The 22,058-nt window shown below is 61.8% G+C and carries 21 protein-coding genes; 1 reads left to right on the top strand and 20 read right to left on the bottom strand.

The window, feature by feature from the left end:
* Nucleotides 1–40: 40 nt before the first annotated feature.
* The 6 genes from EDD78_RS13280 to EDD78_RS13255 form a co-directional block, all read right to left on the bottom strand.
* Nucleotides 41–1,351, bottom strand: coding sequence for a murein hydrolase activator EnvC family protein (locus EDD78_RS13280; RefSeq protein ID WP_132085258.1), 1,311 nt, complete (start codon nucleotides 1,349–1,351; stop codon nucleotides 41–43).
* A 36-nt stretch (nucleotides 1,352–1,387) separates the two neighbouring features.
* Nucleotides 1,388–2,284 carry a permease-like cell division protein FtsX gene (ftsX, locus tag EDD78_RS13275; protein WP_132085257.1) on the bottom strand — a complete coding sequence of 299 codons (897 nt, stop codon included), beginning with the start codon at nucleotides 2,282–2,284 and terminating at the stop codon, nucleotides 1,388–1,390.
* Nucleotides 2,284–2,961, bottom strand: coding sequence for a cell division ATP-binding protein FtsE (ftsE, locus tag EDD78_RS13270; protein ID WP_079698471.1), 678 nt, complete (start codon nucleotides 2,959–2,961; stop codon nucleotides 2,284–2,286). The genes ftsX and ftsE overlap by 1 nt, the downstream gene beginning before the upstream one ends.
* A gap of 194 nt (nucleotides 2,962–3,155) precedes the next feature.
* Entirely contained in the window at nucleotides 3,156–4,241 is a 1,086-nt protein-coding gene (locus EDD78_RS13265) for a PucR family transcriptional regulator (RefSeq protein WP_079698391.1), read from the bottom strand.
* Nucleotides 4,242–4,552: 311 nt separating this feature from the next.
* Nucleotides 4,553–5,332 carry a uridine phosphorylase gene (udp, locus tag EDD78_RS13260; protein WP_132085256.1) on the bottom strand — a complete coding sequence of 260 codons (780 nt, stop codon included), beginning with the start codon at nucleotides 5,330–5,332 and terminating at the stop codon, nucleotides 4,553–4,555.
* Between the two features lie 11 nt (nucleotides 5,333–5,343).
* Entirely contained in the window at nucleotides 5,344–5,769 is a 426-nt protein-coding gene (locus tag EDD78_RS13255; protein WP_286170907.1) for an acyl-CoA thioesterase, read from the bottom strand.
* Between the two features lie 169 nt (nucleotides 5,770–5,938).
* Between EDD78_RS13255 and EDD78_RS13250 the strand changes: the two genes are divergently transcribed.
* Entirely contained in the window at nucleotides 5,939–6,496 is a 558-nt protein-coding gene (locus EDD78_RS13250; RefSeq protein WP_132085254.1) for a CDP-alcohol phosphatidyltransferase family protein, read from the top strand.
* Between the two features lie 55 nt (nucleotides 6,497–6,551).
* On the opposite strand, the gene EDD78_RS13245 is transcribed toward EDD78_RS13250, so the two are convergent.
* The 14 genes from EDD78_RS13245 to EDD78_RS13180 all read right to left on the bottom strand — a co-directional run.
* The gene (locus EDD78_RS13245; RefSeq protein WP_132085253.1) at nucleotides 6,552–7,694 is read right to left on the bottom strand and encodes a hypothetical protein; all 1,143 of its coding nucleotides are present in this window, start codon (nucleotides 7,692–7,694) and stop codon (nucleotides 6,552–6,554) included.
* Nucleotides 7,695–7,781: 87 nt separating this feature from the next.
* Nucleotides 7,782–10,079, bottom strand: a complete 2,298-nt coding sequence (locus EDD78_RS13240; protein WP_079698470.1) for an ATP-dependent Clp protease ATP-binding subunit — start codon at nucleotides 10,077–10,079, stop codon at nucleotides 7,782–7,784.
* A gap of 178 nt (nucleotides 10,080–10,257) precedes the next feature.
* On the bottom strand, nucleotides 10,258–11,061 hold the full coding sequence (locus EDD78_RS13235) for a CvpA family protein (protein WP_165873236.1): 804 nt from the start codon (nucleotides 11,059–11,061) through the stop codon (nucleotides 10,258–10,260).
* A 52-nt stretch (nucleotides 11,062–11,113) separates the two neighbouring features.
* Nucleotides 11,114–12,268, bottom strand: coding sequence for a DUF5711 family protein (locus EDD78_RS13230; RefSeq protein ID WP_132085251.1), 1,155 nt, complete (start codon nucleotides 12,266–12,268; stop codon nucleotides 11,114–11,116).
* A gap of 19 nt (nucleotides 12,269–12,287) precedes the next feature.
* Complete coding sequence (gene truA, locus EDD78_RS13225; protein ID WP_132085250.1) at nucleotides 12,288–13,046, bottom strand: tRNA pseudouridine(38-40) synthase TruA; 759 nt, start codon at nucleotides 13,044–13,046, stop codon at nucleotides 12,288–12,290.
* Nucleotides 13,047–13,055: 9 nt separating this feature from the next.
* The gene (locus tag EDD78_RS13220; RefSeq protein ID WP_117507926.1) at nucleotides 13,056–13,868 is read right to left on the bottom strand and encodes an energy-coupling factor transporter transmembrane component T family protein; all 813 of its coding nucleotides are present in this window, start codon (nucleotides 13,866–13,868) and stop codon (nucleotides 13,056–13,058) included.
* On the bottom strand, nucleotides 13,868–14,731 hold the full coding sequence (locus EDD78_RS13215; RefSeq protein ID WP_132085249.1) for an energy-coupling factor transporter ATPase: 864 nt from the start codon (nucleotides 14,729–14,731) through the stop codon (nucleotides 13,868–13,870). The genes EDD78_RS13220 and EDD78_RS13215 overlap by 1 nt, the downstream gene beginning before the upstream one ends.
* A 1-nt stretch (nucleotide 14,732) precedes the next feature.
* On the bottom strand, nucleotides 14,733–15,602 hold the full coding sequence (locus tag EDD78_RS13210; protein ID WP_079698469.1) for an energy-coupling factor transporter ATPase: 870 nt from the start codon (nucleotides 15,600–15,602) through the stop codon (nucleotides 14,733–14,735).
* 63 nt (nucleotides 15,603–15,665) lie between these two features.
* A complete protein-coding gene (locus tag EDD78_RS13205) occupies nucleotides 15,666–16,523 on the bottom strand; it encodes a class I SAM-dependent methyltransferase (protein WP_132085248.1) in 858 nt (285 codons plus the stop codon).
* Nucleotides 16,501–17,874 (bottom strand): phosphoglucosamine mutase, encoded by a 1,374-nt coding sequence (gene glmM, locus EDD78_RS13200; RefSeq protein ID WP_079698380.1) that lies wholly within the window; start codon nucleotides 17,872–17,874, stop codon nucleotides 16,501–16,503. The genes EDD78_RS13205 and glmM overlap by 23 nt, the downstream gene beginning before the upstream one ends.
* Nucleotides 17,875–17,958: 84 nt before the next feature.
* A complete protein-coding gene (gene ruvB, locus EDD78_RS13195) occupies nucleotides 17,959–19,002 on the bottom strand; it encodes a Holliday junction branch migration DNA helicase RuvB (protein WP_423241242.1) in 1,044 nt (347 codons plus the stop codon).
* A 36-nt stretch (nucleotides 19,003–19,038) separates the two neighbouring features.
* Nucleotides 19,039–19,644, bottom strand: a complete 606-nt coding sequence (gene ruvA / locus EDD78_RS13190; protein ID WP_079698378.1) for a Holliday junction branch migration protein RuvA — start codon at nucleotides 19,642–19,644, stop codon at nucleotides 19,039–19,041.
* A complete protein-coding gene (ruvC, locus tag EDD78_RS13185) occupies nucleotides 19,641–20,150 on the bottom strand; it encodes a crossover junction endodeoxyribonuclease RuvC (RefSeq protein ID WP_079698377.1) in 510 nt (169 codons plus the stop codon). Before ruvC ends, ruvA begins: the two co-directional genes overlap by 4 nt.
* A 434-nt stretch (nucleotides 20,151–20,584) precedes the next feature.
* Nucleotides 20,585–22,058, bottom strand: a 1,474-nt coding sequence (locus EDD78_RS13180) for an Ig-like domain-containing protein (protein WP_132085247.1), incomplete at its 5' end; no start/stop codon positions are given.

Genomic DNA, 22,058 nt, shown 5'->3' with positions numbered 1-22,058 from the left:
GGCGCCCATCGGGGAACTCAGAAACCAGGCCGCCTTTTTGCTATCCCTTTAAGAATCCCATCGGGTCCTGGTGCTTGCCGTTGATGCGCACCTCGAAGTGCAGATGCGGGCCGGTGGACCAGCCGGTCGAACCGACCTTGCCGATCTCGGTCGCCCCGCGGGTCACATGGTCGCCCTCGCTGACGCTGATGCTGGTCATATGGGCGTAGAGGGTGGAGTAGCCGCCGCCGTGGTCCACGATGACGTGCCGCCCGTAACCGACGCCGTCGGTGTAGGAGTTCTGCACGAAGGCCACCGTACCGTCGTTCGAGGCGCGGATGCTCTGTCCATAGACGCCGGGGCCGCTGATGTCGATACCGGTGTGGAAGTTGGAGTTGTTGAAGCGCCACCCGTAGTAGGAGGTGATGGTGGTGAAGCCGGGCAGCGGCCAGCCGAACTCGCCGCCGACGAACTCGGTGGAGGTGTCGATCTGGGCATAGATCTTATCAAGCTCGGCCTGCACCAGCTTCTCCTGCGCGTCGAACTCGGCCTTGCGCGCCAGATACTGCTGCTCGAGCAGGGCGATGTCCTCGATCTGGCTCTGGGTCTCGGCGAGGTTCACCTCCAGCTCCTTCTTTTTGTCCGCCATCTGTTCCTTGTCTTCCTCAACCATCTGCTTGCTCTCGTCCAGGTCCGCCTTGGCCTGCTCCAGGTCGGCGCGGTCCTTCTTGAGGGTGTCGATCAGCTCCTGGTCGTGGTCCGAGATGGACTTGACCATCTGGGTGCGCATGAGGAAGTCGGTGAAGTCGCTCGCGCCCAGCACCATGGCCAGGGTGGAGGACTGGTTCTGCATATACATCGCGCGCATGCGCTGCTTATAGGTTTCATAGTTCTTGTCGATGTCCGACTGCTTCTCTTCGATCTCTTCCAGCTTGTCGTCGATCTGCTCCTCGAGCAGGGCGATACGCTCCTCGAGCAGGGCGATCTGCTCCTTGGTCATCTGGATTTGCTTCTCCCAGTGGGTCTTCTCGACCAGCTTTTTTTCCTTCTCGCTCTTGGCGCCGGCGAGCTGGTCCTGCAGCGCCTTCTGCTGGGTCTGCAAATCCTTGAGCTTGCTGTTGAGGTCGCTCAGCTCGTCCTTGAAGTCGTCCTCGGTCGGATGGCTGGACTGTGACGAACTGGATTCTTCTTCCTCCTCATCATCGTCGTCCCACCAGTCCGAGTCGTCCTCGTCCTCATCGCTTTCGTCGGAATATTCATCCGGATGGGGCTCGGCTTTCCCGATGCTCGCATGGGCGGGAGAAACGGTAAACGAGCCGAGGCAGAGAATCGCGCTGAGCAGCATGGCGAGCAGGGTCTTACGATTTTTCACCGGTGGTCCTCCTTCTTTTGTTCCATCGACGCGGACTTACACCCGCAGGTACTTGCGAACGAAAATCATACTGCCCCCCACGCCGATCAGCACTCCGCCCGCGGCGAAGGCGCCGTACATCATCAGGGCTATGCTCTCAAAGGGGATGATCTGGTCCTTAAACATCATGAACAGCGCGGACTGGTTGCCGTCCATCCAGGTGACCAGGTACTCGTACCCGCCCCAGAGGATGAAGAAGGCAAGGGAGGCCGCCAGCAGCCCCAGGACCATACCCTCCACAAAGAAGGGGAGCTTGATGAACGTGTCGGTCGCGCCGACAAACTTCATGATGTTGATCTCCTTGCGGCGGTTAAAAACGGTGATCTTGATGGTGTTGGCGATGATGATCAGCGCGACGATCGCCAGGATCAGCACGATGCTCGATCCCCCGATGTAGACCGCCTGCTTGACCGACACGATGGTCGAGGCGATGTCGGTCGGGGCGTTGACCTCGATGACCCCCTCGAGCCCCTGGAGCTTCGTCACCGTTTCGCTCAGCCGGGACAGGTCGTCCACGCTCAGGCGAAAGGCGTTGGGAAAGGGGTTGTCCCCCTCCTCGAACCCGAGGCCCTCCTCGCTCTTCTCGTTAAACTCCTCCAGCGTCTGCTCCCTGGAGATAAACTGGATGTCGCGGATGTTGTCCATGGAATGAAGGTCGAGGTCGAGGTTTTGCAGCTCGTCCTCGTCGAGATTGTCGTCCGCGAAGACCACCACCTCGTTTTGATCCTCCACATAGCCGACGATGCTGTTGACGTTCAAGGAGAGCATGCCCGCCGAGCCGATGAGCAGCATACAGGCCGTCAGCACGCCGATCGATGCGAACGACATCAGACGGTTCTTGAAGACGCTGCGCACGCCGACCTTGATCAAATATCCAAAACTGCTCCCTCTCATCAGAAACCTCCCAATGCGGCGGTGTCCGAGAGGACCCGGCCTTGTTCGATGGTGATCACCCGGCGCTGGAACTGCTGCACGAGGTCGTGCTCGTGCGTGACCATGACGACGGTGGTGCCCACCTTGTTGATTTCATTGAGCAGGTCGACGATCTCGAACGAGAGCTCCGGGTCGATGTTGCCGGTGGGCTCGTCCGCGATGATGAGCTGGGGGTTGTTGACCAGCGCGCGCGCGAGCGCAACGCGCTGCTGCTCGCCGCCCGAGAGCTGCTCGGGCATGGACTTGGCCTTGTGCACCAGTCCGACGAGGCTGAGTATGTAAGGCACCCTGCGCTTGATGTCGCGGTTGGCGACATTGGTCACCCGCAGGGCGAAAGCGACGTTTTCATAGACGTTCATGGTCGGGATCAGCCTAAAGTCCTGGAAGACCACCCCGAGCGAACGCCGAAAGTACGGGATCTGCCGGCGGCGCATCTTGTTGAGGTTATAGCCGTTGACCTCGACCAGGCCGCTGCTGGGGACCTCCTCGCGCAGGAGCATCTTGATCAGCGTGCTCTTGCCCGCGCCCGAGGCGCCGACGATGAAGACGAACTCGCCCTTTTCGATCCGCAGCGTGATCCCGTTGAGCGCATGGGTACCGCTGGGATACACCTTTTTCACATCGGTAAAGTTAATCATGATAAACCAATAAACCACCATTCCTGAGGGTGCCGCCCCTCATTCCCCAAATTTCTCTGTCTCTCGTTTTCGGTCGGTTTTGATTTGTCCCCCGCCGGGGACGGCCGCTTCTGCCCTGTGCCGGGCAAAACGCACACCCGCCCTTTTTGCTGCAAAATGGAAAGGGCAGGTGCAATTTTGTCAAGGCTCGCGCCTTAATATTTGACCGGGTTGCTGGTCAGGTACTTCTTGACCATCAAGGCGACCTTAAAGACGATCGCATGGTCAAACTCGCGCAGGTCGAGCCCGGTGAGCTTCTTGATCTTCTCCAGCCGGTAGACCAGGGTGTTGCGATGCACGAACAGCTTGCGCGAGGTCTCGGAAACGTTGAGGTTGTTTTCAAAAAAGCGCTGGATGGTGAAGAGGGTCTCATGGTCCAGGCTTTCGATCGAGCCCTTCTTGAAGACCTCCTTTAAGAACATCTCGCACAGGGTGGTCGGCAGCTGGTAGATCAGCCGCGCAATCCCGAGGTTGTCATAGTTGACGATCGACTTCTCGGTGTCGAACACCTTGCCGACCTCCAGGGCGACCTGCGCCTCCTTGAAGGATTTGGCCAGGTCCTTGACCCCCGCGACCGGGGTGCCGATCCCGCAGACCACCTTGGTGTAGAACTCGCTGCCCAGGGTGTCCACGATCGAACGGGCCAGCTTCTCAAGGTCCTTGCTCTCGATCCCGGCCTTGATCTCCTTGACCAGGACGATGTCGGTCTCGCTGATGTTGAAGACGAAGTCCTTCTGCTTGTCCGGGAACAGGTTCTGGATCACGTCGAAGGCCGAGATGTCGTTGGTGGAGAGCACCCGGATGAGGAAGACCACCCGGGAGACGTCGGTGTTGAAGTGCAGCTCCCGCGCCTTGACGTAGATGTCCCCGGGCAGGATGTTGTCCAAAATCACGTTCTTGATGAAGTTGTTGCGGTCGTACTTCTCGTCGTAGTACTGCTTGATGGAGGAGAGGGTGATCGCCAGAATGCTGCAGAACTTGGCGGCCATGTCGTCGGTCCCCTCCACAAAGACCGAATATTCCGGGCGGCCCTTGCCCGCGAAGGGCTTGTAGGTGTAGCCGTCGCGGATGAACATATCGCTGTTTTCGCCCAAATCGAGCATCAGGTATTCGTTGGTCTCGCCGATCTTGGACAGCTCGCTGCAGGAAATGATGGTGGCGGTGTCGTCCACCACGCCGATGACGCGGTCGATGGTATCACGCATCTGGTGCACGATTCCCTGGAACAGTCTGTTTGACATTAATATAACCCCTCTTCCATCGGCGATTTATCCAAATAACCCGCAGGCCTTGCACGCAAGGATAAACCAGCCCATTCTTATCTTATTTTACCGAATCGGTGCGATAAATTCAAGTGATTTTTATAGAAAAGGCGGCTTTGACGCCTTGAATATCCCGGATTCCTGCGCGCCGGCGGGTAAAACGCGGCAAATCCCCCAAAACACGGCGAGGGGCGAAACCTGCCGAAGCGCGCCGTACCTCTACAGTATATACCTCTTTTATTCATCAAATGTTAATTTTTTTAAAATTTGTTCGTCTGCCGGGCGAAAAATCAGGCTCGCTCCCCGTCCCGCGCGATCAGCCTTCGCAGCGCCCGGACTGCCGTGTCGATCGCCTCGCCGGTCTCGTGCACGATGTGGTCCAGGAGCCCCGCCCTGCGGCGCTCCTGGTTGCCCACCACCTCGAGCACCGTGCCGCAGCGTGCGCGAAGGGAGCTCGCCACCACAAAGAGGGCGGCCGACTCCATCTCGGAAGCGAGGCACCCGCAGCGCAGCCAGGCCTGCCAGCGCTGCTGCAGCTCGTATCCGGCGGGCATGCGCTCGGGCTCATGCTGGCCGTAGTAGCTGTCCTTGCACTGCACCACCCCGACGTGGTACCGCCTGCCGCCCTCCCGCGCCGCCTCTGCCAACGCGCTTACCACGGCGAAATCGGCCACCGCCGGGAATTCGATGGGCGCGTATTCCCGCCCGGTGCCCTCGGCGCGCACGGCGCCGGTGGCGATCACCAAATCGCCCCCTTCCACCTCGAGCTGCATGCCCCCGCAGGTGCCCACCCGCAAAAAGGTGTCAGCCCCGCACTGATAGAGCTCCTCCATGGCAATGGCGGCAGAGGGGCCGCCGATCCCGGTGGAGGTGACGCTCACCCGCACCCCGTCGAGGGTGCCGGTATAGGTGGTGAATTCCCGGTTTTGCGCCGCCAGAACCGGGGCGTCAAAGCGGGAGGCGATCTTTTCACAGCGCCCCGGGTCGCCGGGCAGGATAACGTACCGCCCCACCTCGCCGGGGCGAAGCTGCAAATGGTAGAGCCTGTCGGACGAATAGGCTTTGGACATCGCGTTCCCTCCTAGAGCGCCTCGTCGCCGAGCGAGCTCTGGACGAGGTCATAGATTTCGGGGTGCTTCTTCTTGAGATTCAGCGGCCGGAAGGTCTCGCGGTCCACCCAGCCGTGCAGGGTGGTGCCGGTATTGATGGGGCTCTGCTCCCCGGCACGGTAGATCGCGTAGGAGAATTCGATCCGCGAGACGGAAAAGAGGCTGATCTTGACCCGCACGCACAGCTCGTCCTCATACTTCGCCACCCCGCGGTAACGGCAGCTGAGGGCGCTCAGCGGCAGCATAACGCCCCTGCGCTCCATCTCGGAATAGGTCATCCCCAGGCGCCTAATAAAATCGGTGCGCGCCACCTCGTACCAGACCGGGTAGACCGAATGGTGGGCGATCCCCATCTGGTCAGTCTCGGCATACCGCACCGTAATCCTGCTTTCGGACACCAACGCCCTCATCTCCCTTTGCACAGTTTTGATAAGTTAATACAATTATACCATATCGGGAGTCAAAAAACAGCCCCGGCCCTTGCGGCATTTTGGATTGCCTTGGTGCGCAAAATGTGATAGAATATTTTGGAATTCCACCAACCTCGACCGTAAGGGAGAATCGTCCATGCGAGGACCATATAGCCAGCTCAAATCCATTCCAAATATCCTGTCCCTGGTGCGCATCCTGCTCATCCCCTTCTTTTTGTGGGCGTTTTTGTGGAAGCGCAGCTATCTGCTCTCCTCGGGCCTGCTGATCGTTTCGGGGCTCAGCGACCTGTGCGACGGATACATCGCCCGGCGATTCAACATGGTGACCGAGCTCGGCAAGGTACTCGACCCGGTAGCCGACAAGCTCACCCAGCTGGCCATCCTTTTCTGCCTGTCGCTGCGCTATCCGGTCTTTCTGGCGGCGCTGGCGGTCTTCGCCGTCAAGGAGCTGCTCATGCTTACCGGCGGGATCCTGCTCTTTCGCAAGCGGATCCATCCCGGTTCGGCCAAGTGGTTCGGCAAGCTCGCCACCTTCTTTTTTTATCTCTCGACCATCGTGATTGTGCTCATTCCCACGCTGGACGAGCGGGTCGTGAACACCGTGGTGCTGCTCAACATCCTGCTGCTCCTCTTCGCGCTGGCGCGGTACATCCCCATCTTCTTCTCCTTAAAGAAGGGCGGGGGCAACGACTAAAGAGCCAAAAGGCCCCGGAAGGAAAATCCTTCCGGGGCCTTTTATTTTGCCGCGCTCACGCCTGTGCCTCTCCCCGCAGCTCGCGCACCGTGTCCCGCAGCAGCAAAAAGATCACGACCAGCAGGACGACCGCCAGCAGCTCGACGCGCAGAAAGCCTCCATCGAAGCTAAAGACAAAGTTGCACACCACATAGGACGAGCAGCCCACCACCCCGAGCGGGACATACCAGCGCCTGGGATAGCAGAACCAGTAGACGAGCGAGAGCAGGTCGGCGGCATAGAAATACCGCTCGTGCATATGGGGCAGCAGGTAGGGCGCCAGCAGCACCGAGAGCAGCGCCAGGGAGACGATCGCCCTTTCGCTCAGCTTCACCCGGCTGCTCACCAGGAAATAGCAGCCGATCAAAGTTACGCCGAGCAGCAGCAGAATCCCCGCCGGGGCGAAGATTTCGGAGTCCATGCCATTTAGCCAGCTGTAGGGGTTGGGGGCCATCATCGAGAGCTCCTGATAGCTGCCGGCCTGGCTGAGATAGATGGTCAGCAGCTCGCCGAAGTCCCGCCCCATCAATGCCGCCGGGAGGATCCCCAGCAGGTAGACCGCGGGCGGCAGCAGCAAATGCAGCGGGCGCAGCCTGCCCTTGAGCAGCAGCGCCAACAGCAGCGGCGCCAGGAACACCGCCTGCAGCTTGAAGGCCAGCGCCAGCGAAAAGGCGAGCATCCCGCGCAGGCTGTCCTCCCGCAAAAAATAGTACAGGCAGGCGAGCAGCCCGGCGGTATAGATCGCATCACACTGCGCCCAGACGGCGCTGTTGATGAGTACCGTCGGCAAAAAGAGCGCACCGCACCAGGCGAGCAGCGCATAGCTTTTGTTCCCCACCACCTGCCAGACGATACGCATGGCGTAAAGGGCCAGCACCAAATCCGCCGCGCAGGAGAGCAGCTTGACCGCATGGAGCCCGTCCAGCGGCAGGTAGGTCAGCAGCGCCAGCAGATAGATATAGGGTGGGGAGTAGTCCCCCACCGCCAGCCCGATGGCCCCAAGGCCCCCGTTTTGCCGCAGGGTATCGAACCACAGGCTGAGAAAATCCCGGAAATCGGTCGAGACAAAGGGGAAGAAGGTCCCGCGCACCAGCAGCGCCAAGATCCCGGTGCCGATCAGAAAGCCGGCCTCCCGGCGGGTAAAGCGTAATGTTTTCATACCGTCCTCAAACTCAAAGCGCGGGCGCCCCGGGGGGAATGCCGTCCCGCCGGGGCGCCGCACGCCGCGTTGATCCTTTATCTGTTTTTAAGAAATATAAATCTGCCCGTCCTTGGCCGTCACCTCGATGGCCTTGGGAGGGGTGTCCAGGGTGCTGATAAGCAGGGTGCAGACCCGGTCCTCGATGTCCTTGCGGATCACCCGGGTCAAATCGCGCGCGCCGCTGTGCCCGCCGAAGGCGCGGTGCGCCACCTCGCGCAGGAGCGCGTCGTCGTAGCGCAGCTGCACGCCCCGCTCGCTCAAAGGCCCCTTCAGCTCGTCGAGCATCAGGGCGGCGATCCGCTGGTAGTCCTCCTCGCTCAAGGGGCGGAAGACCACGATCTCGTCCACCCGGCCCAGAAACTCGGGGCGCAGGAATTCCTTTAAGGACTTCATCGCGCGGTCCTTGGCGACCTGCTGGGGCTGGCGGTTGAAGCCAAGGGACATGTCGCTGCGCTCGGTCCCGGCGTTGGAGGTCATCACGATCACCGTGTTTTCAAATGAGACGGTGCGCCCCTGCGCGTCGGTGATCTTCCCCTCGTCCAGGATCTGCAGGAGGATGTTCATCACATCCGGGTGGGCCTTCTCGATCTCGTCGAAGAGCACCACCGAATAGGGGCGGCGGCGCACCTTCTCGGTGAGCTGGCCCGCCTCGTCGTAGCCGACATAACCCGGCGGGGAACCGATGATCCGCGAGACCGAGTGCTTCTCCATGAATTCGGACATATCGAGCCGGATCAGCGGCTCCTGGTCGTCGAAGAGCTGCTGGCTTAACACCTTGACCAGCTCGGTCTTCCCCACCCCCGTCGGCCCGACAAAGATGAAGGACGCCGGCCGGCGGCGCGCCGAAAGCTGGATCCGGGTGCGCTTGACCGCGGCGGACACCAGCTCCACCGCCTCGTCCTGGCCGATGATCCGCTTTCTGAGCTCATCCTGGAGCCCCGCCACCCGGCTGAGCTCGCTCTCGCGGATCTTGCTCGCCGGAATCCCGGTCCACAGCTCGATCACCTTGGCCACGTCGTCGTCGGTCACCGGCGCGCCGATCGCCTTGGGGGCGAGATCGCTCAGCTGCGCCTGGACGCGGATGGCCTCGCTCTTGATCGAGGCGATGTGCTCGTAGTCCTTATAGTCCGGGTCGGCCTCCAGGGTGATGATCTCGTCGTTGAGCTCGGTAATCCGCTTTGAGAGCTCGTCGTATTTCGCCATGTCGGGGTTGCGCATCACCGCGCAGGAGCAGCTCTCGTCGAGCAGGTCGATCGCCTTGTCCGGCAGGAAGCGGTCGGTGATGTACCGCTCGGAGAGCACCACCATCCGCTTTAGGATATAGTCGCTCACCGACACCCGGTGGAACTGCTCGTAATGCCCCTTGATCCCCTGCATCACCTCGAAGGTCTCGTCGATGTTCAGCTCATCCACCTTCACCGGCTGGAAGCGCCGCTCGAGCGCCGCGTCCTTCTCGATGTTCTTGCGGTATTCGGTAAAGGTGGTCGCGCCAATGACCTGCACCTCGCCGCGCGAGAGGGCGGGCTTCAGGATGTTCGCGGCGTTCATCGCGCCGCCCTCGCTCTCCCCGGCGCCCACGAGGTTGTGGATCTCGTCGATGAAGAGGATGATGTTCCCCAGCTCCTTGATTTCGGAAATCAGCCCCTTAACCCGGCTCTCGAACTGGCCCCGAAACTGGGTGCCCGCGACCAGGGCGGTCAAATCGAGCAGGTAGATTTCCTTCCCCGCCAGCCGGTAGGGCACCTCCCCGCTGCAAAGCCTTTTCGCGATCCCCTCGGCGATGGCCGTCTTGCCGACGCCCGGCTCGCCGATCAGGCAGGGGTTGTTCTTCTGACGGCGGTTTAAAATCTGCATGACCCGGTAAATCTCGTTTTGCCGGCCGACCACGTTGTCAATTTTGCCCTCGCGGGCCTTTTCGGTCAGGTTCTCGCAGTAGGTGTTGAGGTACTTGCGCTTCTTGTCCTCCGCGCGCTGCTTTCGCTCGGACTTCTTTTCCTGCCGCCGCTCGCCGGTGGACACCTCGCCGGGCGCCTCCTTCGGCAGCTCCCCGCCGCTGTTTTTGGGCATGTTCCCTCCGAAGAGGTTCTGCAAAAACGGGAAGGGCTGCGCGCCGCCGACCTCGAAGCCCTCCTCGCCGTTTTCTCCCATGATGTCCATGAGCTGGTTGTTCATCGCCTCCAGCTCCTCCTCGTTGACCCCCATCTTTTTCATCAGGTCGTCAACCGGCTGTATCCCGAGCTCCTTCGCGCACTGCAGGCAAAGGCCCTCGTTGACCGGCTCGCCGTTGTCCATGCGGGTCATGTACACCACGGCGATCCGTTTTTTGCATCTCGAACATAACATATTCATAAAAGGCTCCCTCTCAAACACGAAACGATTCCCGTGCACCTTCGTTACTTGCCGTCTATCGTTCAAGGGGCAATACGCCCCTGTTTGCGTTCATTATAACCCAATCCTGTGAAATTTCTGTGACCAAACCACATCTATTTTTAAAAATTTTAGCACTCCATGGTTTAGTTTGCTAATTTATCCTCAGCTGCGCCAGCACGTCCTTGATCCCCGCATAGGAGAGGGCGTTCTGGGTGAGCAGCAGCAGGTCGAGCGGGTTGGTGTTGACGAACACCCTAAAGAGCACCGTGCGCTGGTAGAGCGCGTAGCTCGCCAGCGTGATGTCCTCGCCCGACAGGCGGATCACGATCCCCTCCTTGGTCAGCGAGACCAGCAGCACCAGCAGCACCGCCACGACGTACATGGTCAGCGCGGCCTGCAGCGCGCCCACCGCGCCGCCCAGGATCCGGTTGGCAGGGCCCAGCAGGGGAAGGTGGTTGACCGAGCCGAACACCCAGGCGACCCGGCGCACAATGATCATCAAAAGGCCGAAGATCAAAAAGAAGAAGATGATTTTGAGCAGCATGACCGCCAGCGGCGCCACGATGGCGTCGGCGATCTCGCCGGCCGCGCCCTGCCCGCCGTTTTGGATCAGGTCGCCCAGCGCGTCCACGATCCCCTCCTTGTCCATGCCAAGGGCCCCGAGCACCTCCTCGGGGAGCCCCTCGAACAGCCCCAGCAATCCGGCGGGAAGGGCGTCGTTTTGGTACTGCGCCAGTTTTTCGGCGATCCTTTGGATCACCCCCGGACGGATCAGCGAGTCATAGACCCCGGCGGCCAGCGGGCGGGAGAGCACCGCGGCGCCGACGAGGGCGGCGGCGTAGCCGATGAAGCTGACGATGGTGCGCAAAAAGCCCCGGCGCGCGCAGGCGGCGATCATGTAGATGAAGACGATGACGGTAGCGATGTCGTAAATCAGCGGAATGAACGGTTGCATAATGATCTCCTTTTTCGCCGGGCGGCATGCCCGGCAGGCAGCATAGAAAGGATCAGCGGATTTCGAGCCGGCGCAATTCCTCATAGGTCCCGGCGTAGAGGCTCTGCCCCAGCGGCAGGTATTCGCCCGTGCCGGGGGCCTCGGTCTGCGCGAGCAGCTTGCCGCTGAAGTCGTAGTGATAAACCACGTTGTCGGACAGGTAGTAAATCCCCCGCTCGTTCACCTTGAGCGAGTCGACGGTGGTATCCACCGTGAAGCGGGCGAGCTGCTTACATTTGGCGTCGAGCGAGACCACCTCGCTCGAGCGCATGTAGCGGTAGTTGCCCAGCACCAGCACGGTGTTGTGCAGCTGCTGGTCCGAAAACAGCATCGGCTGCTGCCCCTGGTAGTCGAAGGAGGCGCGCACCCGGCCCATGCTGTCGATCGACTTGACCCCCTTGTCGGTGATTACGTGGATGGACTGGTCCTTGAAGGAGATGCTGTAGGTGAACTCGCCCGGCAGCTGCGCGCGCATGATCTCCTGGTTGTTCTTGACGTCCAGCAGGTAGACAGTGGAGACGAGCTCCCCCCCGCTGGCGTTGATACAGGAGATGGCCACCTGGCCCGCGTCGGGCGAGAGGGCGATGGCCGTCGCCATATTCTCCGAGCTCTTCCAGACCAGCGGCTGGTTTTGCAGGCTGTCGTAGACCGTCACCTGGGTGGCGTGCTGCGAGGCCGAGGTCGCCACCGCGACCGAGCCGTCCGAGGCGACGTCGGCCGCATGGATGGCGTAGCCGGCGTCAATCTGTGCGAGCTGCCGCGAGGAGCTCGTCAGCAGGAAGCGGGTCCCTCCCTGGTCGTAGAGCAGCGCGCGGCCCCCGTCGGTCTTGAGCACCGGCGAGGCGAAGCCGTGGGTGGCGGTAAAGGTCATATTGCCCTTGTTGTCGTAGACGTAAAAATCGGTGTCGTTGATGAAGCAGATATCCCATTCCAGTGGCTCGATCTGGCGGATCGACCCGCCGGAAAGCGCGATGGGGAACTGCTCGTCCCTCGTAAACTGGGAGCGGAAGGCGACCCCAAACTCGGACTTTGAAAAGGCGCCGAACCAAACCACTCCGCCCGCGGCGACGGCTGTAATGAGCAGCAGCCAGAAGATGGCGCTGAGCTTTTTTCGGATATTCAGTTTGCGTTTGTAGCGCTCAAACTCGCTGAGCTTCTCTTTTGCCATCCGTCGTCTCTCCAAACACTCAGTTTTCGGGGTCCGGCAGGTCGTAGTACACTTCCTTGAGATAGAGCCCCGCGGCCGGTGCGGTGGGGCCCGCGTTTTTGCGCTCGCGCGCACGCAAGATTTCCGGGATTGCGTCGGGGGCGATCCTGCCATAGCTCATTTTGAGAAGGGTCCCCACCATGATCCGCACCATGTTGTAAAGGAAGCCGTCCCCCGCCACCTCGAAAGACACCAGCTCCCCTTCCCGGCGCAGCGAGCAATCGGTGATGGTGCGCACCCGGTCCGCAACGTCGCTGCCCGACGCGCAGAAGGCCGAAAAGTCGTGCCGCCCCAGGAAGTCCTGGCAAGCGCGGTTCAGCCGCTCCACGTCCAGCGGGTAGCGGTGGTGACAGCACAGGTCGATCAAAAAGGGGTTCTTGACCGGGGAATTGTGGATCTTATAGAGATACCGCTTGCCAAGGCAGCTGTAGCGCGCATGGAAGCCGGGCGGCACCTCGCGGCAGGCATAGGCCGCAAGCGCCTCGGGCAGGGAATTGTTGAGCGCCAGGACCAGCCGCTGCGGCTCGATCGAGCTTTTTGTATGAAAGCTCAGGCAGAACATCTCGGCGTGCACTCCGGCGTCGGTGCGCGAGCAGCACTTGATCAAAATCTTCTCCCCCACGATCCGCTCGAGGGCGGGCTGCAGCGTCCCGCAGACGGTGACGGCGTTTTTCTGCACCGCCGAGCCGTGGAAGTAAGCGCCGTTGTAGCGTAAAGTCAGCAGCAGGTTGCGATCCATCCCCGCCTCCTAAAACAGCGGCGGGACGAGGAGGTTAATCGCCACCACCGCCAGAATACACGCCAGCACAAAGCCGCTCGCCACAAAGTCGTAGTAGCGCAGGTGCAGCTGCTTCATCCGCGTCCTCCCCTCGCCGCCGTGGTAGCAGCGGCACTCCATGGCCAGCGCCAGCTCATCCGCCCGGCGGAACGCCGAGACGAAGAGCGGGATCAGAATCGGGATAAGCGCCTTGGCGCGCTGCATAAGGTTGCCGCTCTCGAGGTCCGCCCCGCGCGCCTTCTGGGCCGCCATGATCTTGTCGGTCTCCTCGATGAGCGTCGGGATGAAGCGCAGGGCGATGGTCATCATCATGGCCAGCTCGTGCACCGGGACCTTCAACCGCTTTAGGGGGGAGAGCAGCCGCTCGATCGCGTCGGTGAGCGCGATGGGCGAGGTGGTGTAGGTCAGCAGCGAGGTCCCGGCGATCAGGCAGATGATCCGGATGGTCATGGTGATCGCCAGCAGGACCCCCTCTTTGGCGATCTTGATGAAGCCCCACTGGAAGATGATCTCGCCGTCCATAAAGAACATGTTGAGCACGCCGGTGAAAAGGATGATCGGCACCACCGGCTTTAAACTCTTGAGGATCATTTTATAGGGGATCCCCGAGATGCCGTAGGTCAGCACCAGAAAGAGGATTCCCACCGCCAGCCCGCTCGGATTGGTGGCCAAAAACAACATGACGATATAGGCCACCACCAGGATGATCTTGACCCGGCTGTCCAGGCGGTGGATGACCGATTTGCCGGGGAAATACTGCCCAATTGTGATGTCGCGCAGCATTAGGCCTTCCCCCTTTCCGAGAGCAGGCGCAGAATCTCGTCCTTCGCCCTTTGCATGTCGTAGATGTTGCGCCGCACCGGGTACCCCTCGGCAGAGAGCCGGTGGAATATCCGGGTGATCTGCGGCACGGACAGCCCCATCGCGGCGATCTGATCGGCGTGCTCGAAGACCTCGGCCACATCGGCGTACATGAAGAGCCTGGACTGGTTCATCACCAGTACCTTCTTGGAGTAGCGGGCGATGTCCTCCATCGAGTGGGAGACCAGCAGCACGGTGTTCCCCACCTGCTGGTGGTATTCCCTGATCTGGCCGAGGATCCGGTCCCGCCCCTTCGGGTCGAGCCCGGCGGTGGGCTCGTCCAGGATCAGCACCTTTGGGTTCATGGCGATCACCCCGGCGATGGCCACCCGCCGCTTTTGGCCGCCCGAGAGCTCGAAGGGCGACTTCTCCATGTGTTTTTCCTTGAGCCCCACGAAGGCCGCGGCGTCCATCACGCTCTTGTGGATCTCCTCCTCGCTCATTCCCATGTTGCGCGGCCCGAAGGAGATGTCCTTATACACGGTGTCCTCGAAGAGCTGGTATTCGGGGTACTGGAAGACCAGCCCCACCTTGAAGCGGAAATCGCGCAGGCGGCTCTTGTCCGCCCACAGGTCCTCCCCGTCGATATAAACCTTGCCCGCGGTCGGCTCGAGCAGGCCGTTGAAATGCTGGATCAGGGTGCTCTTCCCCGAGCCGGTGTGTCCGATCACCCCGACGAATTCCCCGCTCTCGATCTCGACGTTCACGTCGTCCACCGCCGTCTTCTCGAAAGGGGTGCCGGGCGAATAGACATAGCTCAGATGCTCCGTTTTGATCGCCGGCATGTCAGCATCCCTCCCCTTCCCGCTTATTTAGGAGCTTACAAAGCTCCCGCACGAACTCCTCGTCGTCCAGGATGTCGTCCGGCAGGTTGACCCCCGCGCCCCGCAGCTCATAGCTAAGCTCGGTGGCCTGGGGAACGTCCAGCCCCACCTCCTTGAGCGCGGCGACGTGGGAGAAGACCTTCTTGGGCACGTCGTCCAGGATGATCTGCCCGTCGTTCATCACGATCACCCGGTCGGCCCGCGCGGCCTCGTCCATATAGTGGGTGATCAGCACCACGGTGATCCCAAACTCCCGGTTCAGGCTGCGGATGGTGCCGATGACCTCCCGCCTCCCCTTGGGGTCGAGCATGGCGGTCGGCTCGTCGAGCACGATACACGCCGGGCGCATGGCGATCACCCCGGCGATGGCCACCCGCTGCTTTTGGCCGCCCGAAAGCTGGTGCGGCGCGTGCTCGCGGAATTCGTACATCCCCACCGTCTTGAGCGCCTCGTCCACCCTGCGCCGGATATCATCGGGGGCCACCCCCATGTTCTCCAGCGCAAAGGCGACGTCCTCCTCCACGATGGTGGCGACGATCTGGTTGTCGGGATTCTGGAAAACCATCCCCACCGTCTGGCGGATGGGCAGAAGGTTTTCCTCCACCCTCGTATCCATTCCACCGACGTATACCGTGCCGCCCTGGGGCAGCAGGATGGCGTTAAAGTGCTTGGCCAGCGTGCTTTTGCCCGAGCCGTTGTGGCCGAGCACCGCCACGAACTGCCCCTTCGGGATGGCGGTGCTCAGCTCCCGCAGCACCGGGACCGGGGTTTCCCCCTCCTCGGTGTTATATGCAAAGCTCAGGTGCTGTGCCTGTAAAAACTGATCCTTCACGAAAAACATCCTCGCTATCATAAAGTGGTCCGCGGGCAGGGCCTCGCGGCCGGAAAGGCGATGTCAGGGCTCCCAGATCGCGGTGCTGCCGCAGGGGAGCACGAGCCCGGTCTCGCTGACCGGCAGGCCGATCTCGTCGGCCGCGGCGCGCCCGCCGTGAAGCCGCCCCACCGTGACCCCCAGCAGGTACTGCATGACCGAGGCCGAAAGCCCGGTGGTGTAGGAGTTTAAAATGAAAAAGAGCGGGGCGTCTGAAAGCAGCGGCGCCGTCAGCTCGAGCAGCGGGTAGATCTGCTCCTCGAGCTTCCAGATCTCGCCCCCCGGCCCCCGGCCGTAGGAGGGCGGGTCCATGATGATCCCGTCATACCGGTTGCCCCGGCGCAGCTCCCGTTCGACGAACTTTTTGCAGTCGTCCACGATCCAGCGCACCGGCTTGTCCGCAAGGGAGCTGAGCGCGGCGTTTTCCCGCGCCCAGGACACCATCCCCTTGGAGGCGTCCACATGGCAGACCTTCGCCCCCGCCGCCGCGCAGGCCAGGGTGGCCCCGCCGGTGTAGGCGAAGAGGTTTAAAATATTCGCCCCCGGCCGCCCGGCGAGCTTCTCCATGACATAGTCCCAGTTGACCGCCTGCTCGGGAAACAGGCCGGTGTGCTTGAAGCCGGTCGGGCTGATTTTAAAGGTGAGCTGGCGCCAGGAGATATTCCAGCTCTCCCGGCGCATGCTCTTATACTCCCAGCGCCCGCCGCCGCTTTGTGAGCGGTGGTAGTGCGCGTTGCAGCTTTTCCAACGCGGCCCCCGCGGAGTCTCCCACAGCACCTGCGGGTCGGGGCGCACCAGGGTCACATCGCCCCAGCGCTCGAGCTTTTCGCCGCCTGAGCAGTCGATCAGCTCGTAATCCTTAAAGTCCTTTGTCGCTCTCATTATTCCCCAGCCGTTCCTTGATGGTGTCGGCGATGTCCCCAGCCGCCGCCTTGATATATTCTTCGTCCTGCCCCTCGATCATCACCCGGATCAGGGGCTCGGTACCGCTGACGCGCACCAGCACCCGGCCGCTGTCGCCCAGGCGCTCGCGGTGCTCGGCCACCTTGCGCACCACCCCGTCGTCGAGCTCGAGATGGCTCTTCATATACGGATCGGCCCGCACGTTGACCGTCACCTGCGGGAAGACCTGCATGACGCTTGCCAGCTCGTGGAGGCTTTTGCCGGTGCGCTTCATCACCGCCATCACATGCAGCGCGGTGAGCTGCCCGTCCCCGGTGGTCATGTGCTCGCGCAGGATGACGTGCCCTGACTGCTCGCCGCCGATCATATAGCCGTTTTCCAGCATGTTTTCCAGCACGTACCGGTCCCCGACCTTGGTGATCTCGGCGCGGATACCGGTCTGCTCGCAGAATTTATGGAAGCCGAGGTTGCTCATCACGGTGACCACCGCACTGTCCCCCACGAGCTTCCCGCGCTCCTTCAGGTCCTTGGCCAGCAGGGCGATGATCCGGTCCCCGTCCACCAGCTCCCCCTCGGCACTCACCGCGAGGCATCGGTCGGCGTCCCCGTCGAAGGCGAAGCCGCAGTCAAAGTCCCCGCACCGCACCAGCTCCTGCAGCGCCTCGATATGGGTGGAGCCGCAGCCGTCGTTGATGTTGATCCCGTCGGGCGCGCATGAAAAAATGGTGACCTCGGCCCCCAGGCGGGTAAAGAGGCCTTCGGCGGTGCGGCTGGCGCTGCCGTTCGAGCAGTCCAGCGCCACGCGCAGCCCCATGAGCCCCTCGGGCACGGTGGCGGCGAGATGGTCGACATATTTTTGCACCGCGCGCTCGTCCCGGCTCACCCGGCCGACATGCGCGCCCCACTGGATGGTGAAGGGGGCCTTGTGGTCGAGCACCAGCTCCTCGATCTCGAATTCCTGCTCATCGCGCAGCTTGAGCCCGCCCGAGCCGAAAATTTTGATCCCGTTGTACTCAAACGGGTTGTGCGAGGCGGAGAGCATGACCCCCGCGTCGGCGTGCAGCTCGCGCACCAGGTGCGCGATGGCCGGCGTGGGCACCACGCCCAGCAGCTCGGCATTCGCGCCCACCGAGCACAGCCCCGCCGCCACGGCGCTCTCCAGCATATCGCCCGAGATGCGGGTGTCCCGCCCGATCAATACTCTCGGGCGCTTATCGCTCTTCTCGGTGAGCACCATTGCCAGCGCCCGGCCGATGTCCATCGCCAAATCGCAGCTGATCTCAGTGTTCGCGACCCCGCGCGCGCCGTCGGTTCCAAAAATTCTCCCCATACCTGTAACCATTCCTTTCCGCCGTTTCTGCCCGATATAAATCTCTGTTGCATCTCTCTATCTATATGCGAAGACGGTTTTCGTTTAGAGCTCCAGCTTCTGCTGCAGCTCATCCTCCCGCGCAGCCGAGGGCATGCGAAGCCCCAGGTGGTCATAGGCCTTCGGGGTGACGCAGCGCCCGCGCGGGGTGCGCGCCAGAAAGCCGATCTGCATGAGGTAGGGCTCGTACACGTCCTCCAAGGTGACCGATTCCTCGCCGATGGCCGCGGCCAGGGTCTCCAGCCCTACCGGGCCGCCGGCATAGTTTGTGATGATGAGGGCGAGCATCCGCCGGTCCACGTCGTCCAGCCCCAGCGGGTCGATCTCCAGCTTGTTGAGCGCGAGCTTGGCAAGGTCGTTGGTGATCCGCCCGTCGCCCAGCACCTGGGCGAAGTCCCGCACCCTTTTCAGCAGCCGGTTGGCGATACGCGGCGTGCCGCGCGAACGGCAGGCGATCTCCAGCGCCCCGCCCTCGTCGCAGTCGATCGAGAGGATCCCCGCGCTGCGCCGCACGATGGTGCCGAGCTCCTGCGGGGTGTACATCTCGAGGCGCATGACCACCCCGAAGCGGTCCCGCAGCGGGGCGGAAAGCTGTCCCGCCCGGGTGGTCGCGCCGATCAGGGTGAACTTGGGCAGGTCGATCCTTATCGAGCGCGCCGAGGGCCCCTTGCCGATCATGATGTCCAGCGCGTAGTCCTCCATCGCCGGGTAGAGGACCTCCTCCACCGCCCGCGAAAGGCGGTGTATCTCGTCCACAAAGAGGATGTCCCCGGCATTCAGGTTGGTCAGCAACGCCGCCAGATCGCCCGGCTTCTCGATGGCGGGGCCGGAGGTTACGCGGATTTCCACCCCCATCTCCCGCGCGATGATCCCGGACAGGGTGGTCTTGCCCAGTCCCGGAGGGCCGTAAAGCAGCACATGGTCGAGCGCCTCACCGCGCCCTTTCGCCGCCTCGATATAGACGCGCAGGTGCTCCTTGGCCTTCTCCTGGCCGATATATTCGTCCAGCGACTGGGGGCGAAGGTTCAGCTCGCTCTCGCTGTCCTCCCCCAGCGCCTCGGGCGCCATGACGCGGTTTTCAAAATCCATCTCGCTAAAATCGTTCATTCTGCCGCTCCCCTACCCTTATCGGCCGCCGCTGAGAATCTTCAGCGCGCCCTTGATCATCTCCTGCACCGGGGTGTCCGGCGCGAAGCGGGCCACCGCCGCGGCCGCCTCGGACTGGGCGTAGCCCAGCACCACCAGAGCGCTCATCGCCTCGCCCGCATTGGTCTTCGGGTCGGCCGCCGCCGCGAAGGCGGCGCCCTCCATCCCGCCGGCGAGCTCCTCATTACTGATCTTGTCCTTGAGCTCGAGCACGATCCGGCTGGCGAGCTTCGGCCCCACCCCCTGCGCCCGGGTGATCGACTTGTGGTCCCCCGAGGCCACGCAGAGCATGAGCTTGTCCGGGGTCAGCTCGCTGAGGATCGAGATGGCCGCCTTCGGCCCCACCCCGGTGACGGCGGTGAGCATGCGAAAGCAGTTTAGCTCGCTCGGCTCCGAAAAGCCGAAGAGCTCCATCGCATCCTCGCGCACCGAGAGGTGGGTGTATATCTTGACCTCGCTCCCCGTTTTGGGCAGCTTGCCGATGGTGTTCATGGTGGTGCGCACCCCGAAGCCCACCCCCGAGCACTCGATCACAATAAAGTTTGGTTCTACCGCGGCCAATATGCCGCGCAGGGAATGGATCATCTCGCGCCCGCCTTTCGTATCAGTCCCGACAGTGAGCTGCCCGCGCTGTGCCCATGGCAGATGGCAATCGCCAGCGCGTCGGCGGTGTCGTCGGGCTTCGGAACTTCCTTGAGGCCCAGTATCCGCTGGGTCATCAGCATAACCTGCTTTTTCTCGGCCTTGCCGTAGCCGACCACCGAGCTTTTGACCTGCAGGGGGGTATACTCGAAAATCGGCACGTCTTGAAGCGCCGCGGCGAGCAGGATGACCCCGCGCGCCTGGGCCACGTCGATGGCCGTCTTCTGGTTGGTGGTAAAGTAGAGCCGCTCGATGGCCATCGCCTCAGGCTTGGCGGCGGTGATCAGCGCGCAGGTATCGAGATAAATCCTGCGCAGCCGCACATCGAACTCCTCCCCCGCCTCGGTGGTGATCGCCCCGTACTGGACCGGGAAAAAGTGATTGTTGTGGTAGTCCACCACCCCCCAGCCCACGATGGCGTAGCCGGGGTCGATCCCTAAAATCCGCATCACGAAGCGCTCCCCTCCTCCCGTTCCCCTGTGCCCACAGGGGCAGAATGGCCCATGCTACAATCAATTTATTATAGCACAACCCGCTGGCCCTCCACAAGTACGAGGGGGTCGAAATCGGCCGCGCAAAAAGAAGAGTTTTTGGTTTGTTCCCGTCCCGTTTACAGGTTGTTCAAAATTCACATCCAGTTTGACACGAATTTGTGGAATGCTACAATTTACAAGATATTGTGTTGCATTTTACAAAAACGTGGGTTATAATTCATGATGTTGTCCACCGGGGACAAACAATATGGAAGAAAAAAGCCCACAGCTTCTCTCTTCCACCACCAGGGTGCTGTCCTTGCAATAGCGGGGGCGGCATTTTTTTATTCGTATTTGAAAAAGGCGCCGCCCGGCTCAAAAGAGCCGGGCGGCGCCTTTCTTTACCGCGGTTAAGGGTTGAGGACCAACGCGGGGTGTATGGCGTTTTTTGAGGCGGTGCTCTTATCATAGCTCAGATAGCCGTTGAGCACGCGGCAGATGGAATCTCCCGAATTGTTGTAATTGACGCGCAGCCAGGAGCCGTAACTTTGATAGATCCCGCGCACCGGCTCCGTGTTGGAAACCGTCGTCCCGGTGTTGGCAAAGTAACCCAGCTGGCGAATGAGCGTGTCGCCGGGAGTAAGCCCCCAGGAGGGGGTGGAGGAGCCGTAAATTTCATAAGAGTTGGGTACCCAGACAGGATCACCGACCACGGCATGATTGGAAATTTTTGCCTTTTGTGCCGCCGTCAGACTGTTGTAAAGAGCCAGGCACCTATTGCGCACCGTGCTGTAATAATAGGTGTTGGAGCCGAACTCGACAGTCTCATAAATGTCGCCGATCAGCACCACCGAGCCTGTCTTGCCGCCGAACTGGGTAGCGTCCTCATCGGCGACCCGCCAAGATTTGCCCGCCCATTGGACCTGGCTTCCGTTTGCAGCGGTGACGCGCACCGTTTTCGTCTGGGAGGCTCCCCCGTCGTTTGAAACGGCGCGCAGTGTCACGGTACCAAACACATCGCCGCTCTCCAGGCCATTGAGGGTTTGCCCGCTGAGCGAGGCGTAATTTTTACTCTGTGTGAGACTCCAGGTTATGTCAGTGTTGATGGCGTTTTCGGGAGTCACGGTGGCAGAAACCGAAATGGATTTTCCGGTCAGAACGGAATCGTTTGCCCGGATGGTGATGCCCGTGACCTTCTGGTCGGTGACCGTCACGATGTAGGGGGTGCTCGTCACGCCGTCGGCGGTGGCGGTGAAGGTGGCGCTGCCCGCCGATGTCGCGGTCACCAGCCCGGAGGTGCTGATGTTGATATTCCCGCTGCCGCCGGTCTTCACCCAGGTGACAGTTTTCAGAGTGGCATTCTCCGGCTCGACAGAGGCGGAAAGCTGAGTGGTGGGGCTGAGGTTGTCGCTGGTGCGCACCAAACTATTGGTACCGCTGACCGTTACCGAGGCCACGGGAATCTTGTCCTTAACTGTAATGGTGCTACTTCCGCTTTTACCGCCCACCGTCGCGGTGACGGTGGCGCTCCCCGCCGCGACGGCTGTCACCAGCCCGGTCTGGTTGACCGTCGCGGCGGCCGGGTTGCTGCTGCTCCAGACCGGGGCGGCGTTGGGTGTTACCGTCGCGGCCAGCTGTACCGTCTGCGGCGAACCCTGAGTATAGAGGGTATAGCTGTTGGGGCTGACGCTCACGCTGCCGATGGTCACCACCGTGACGGTGCAGCTCGCCTTGTACTGCGCCGTATCCGGCGCCCCCTTGATGTGGGCGGTGATCGTCGTGCTGCCTGCCGTCTTGCCGCTGGCGTCGATGGTGGCGCTGCGCCCGTCCGCCGCGACTGTCATCGCGGCGGCGCCGGGATCGCTGTTCGTCCATTCCAGCTCG

This window comes from Harryflintia acetispora (assembly GCA_004340125.1).
Classification (GTDB): domain Bacteria; phylum Bacillota; class Clostridia; order Oscillospirales; family Ruminococcaceae; genus Harryflintia; species Harryflintia acetispora.
The sequence above is the reverse complement of the archived record's forward strand: the minus strand, read 5'-3'. Positions and strand labels throughout refer to the sequence as shown.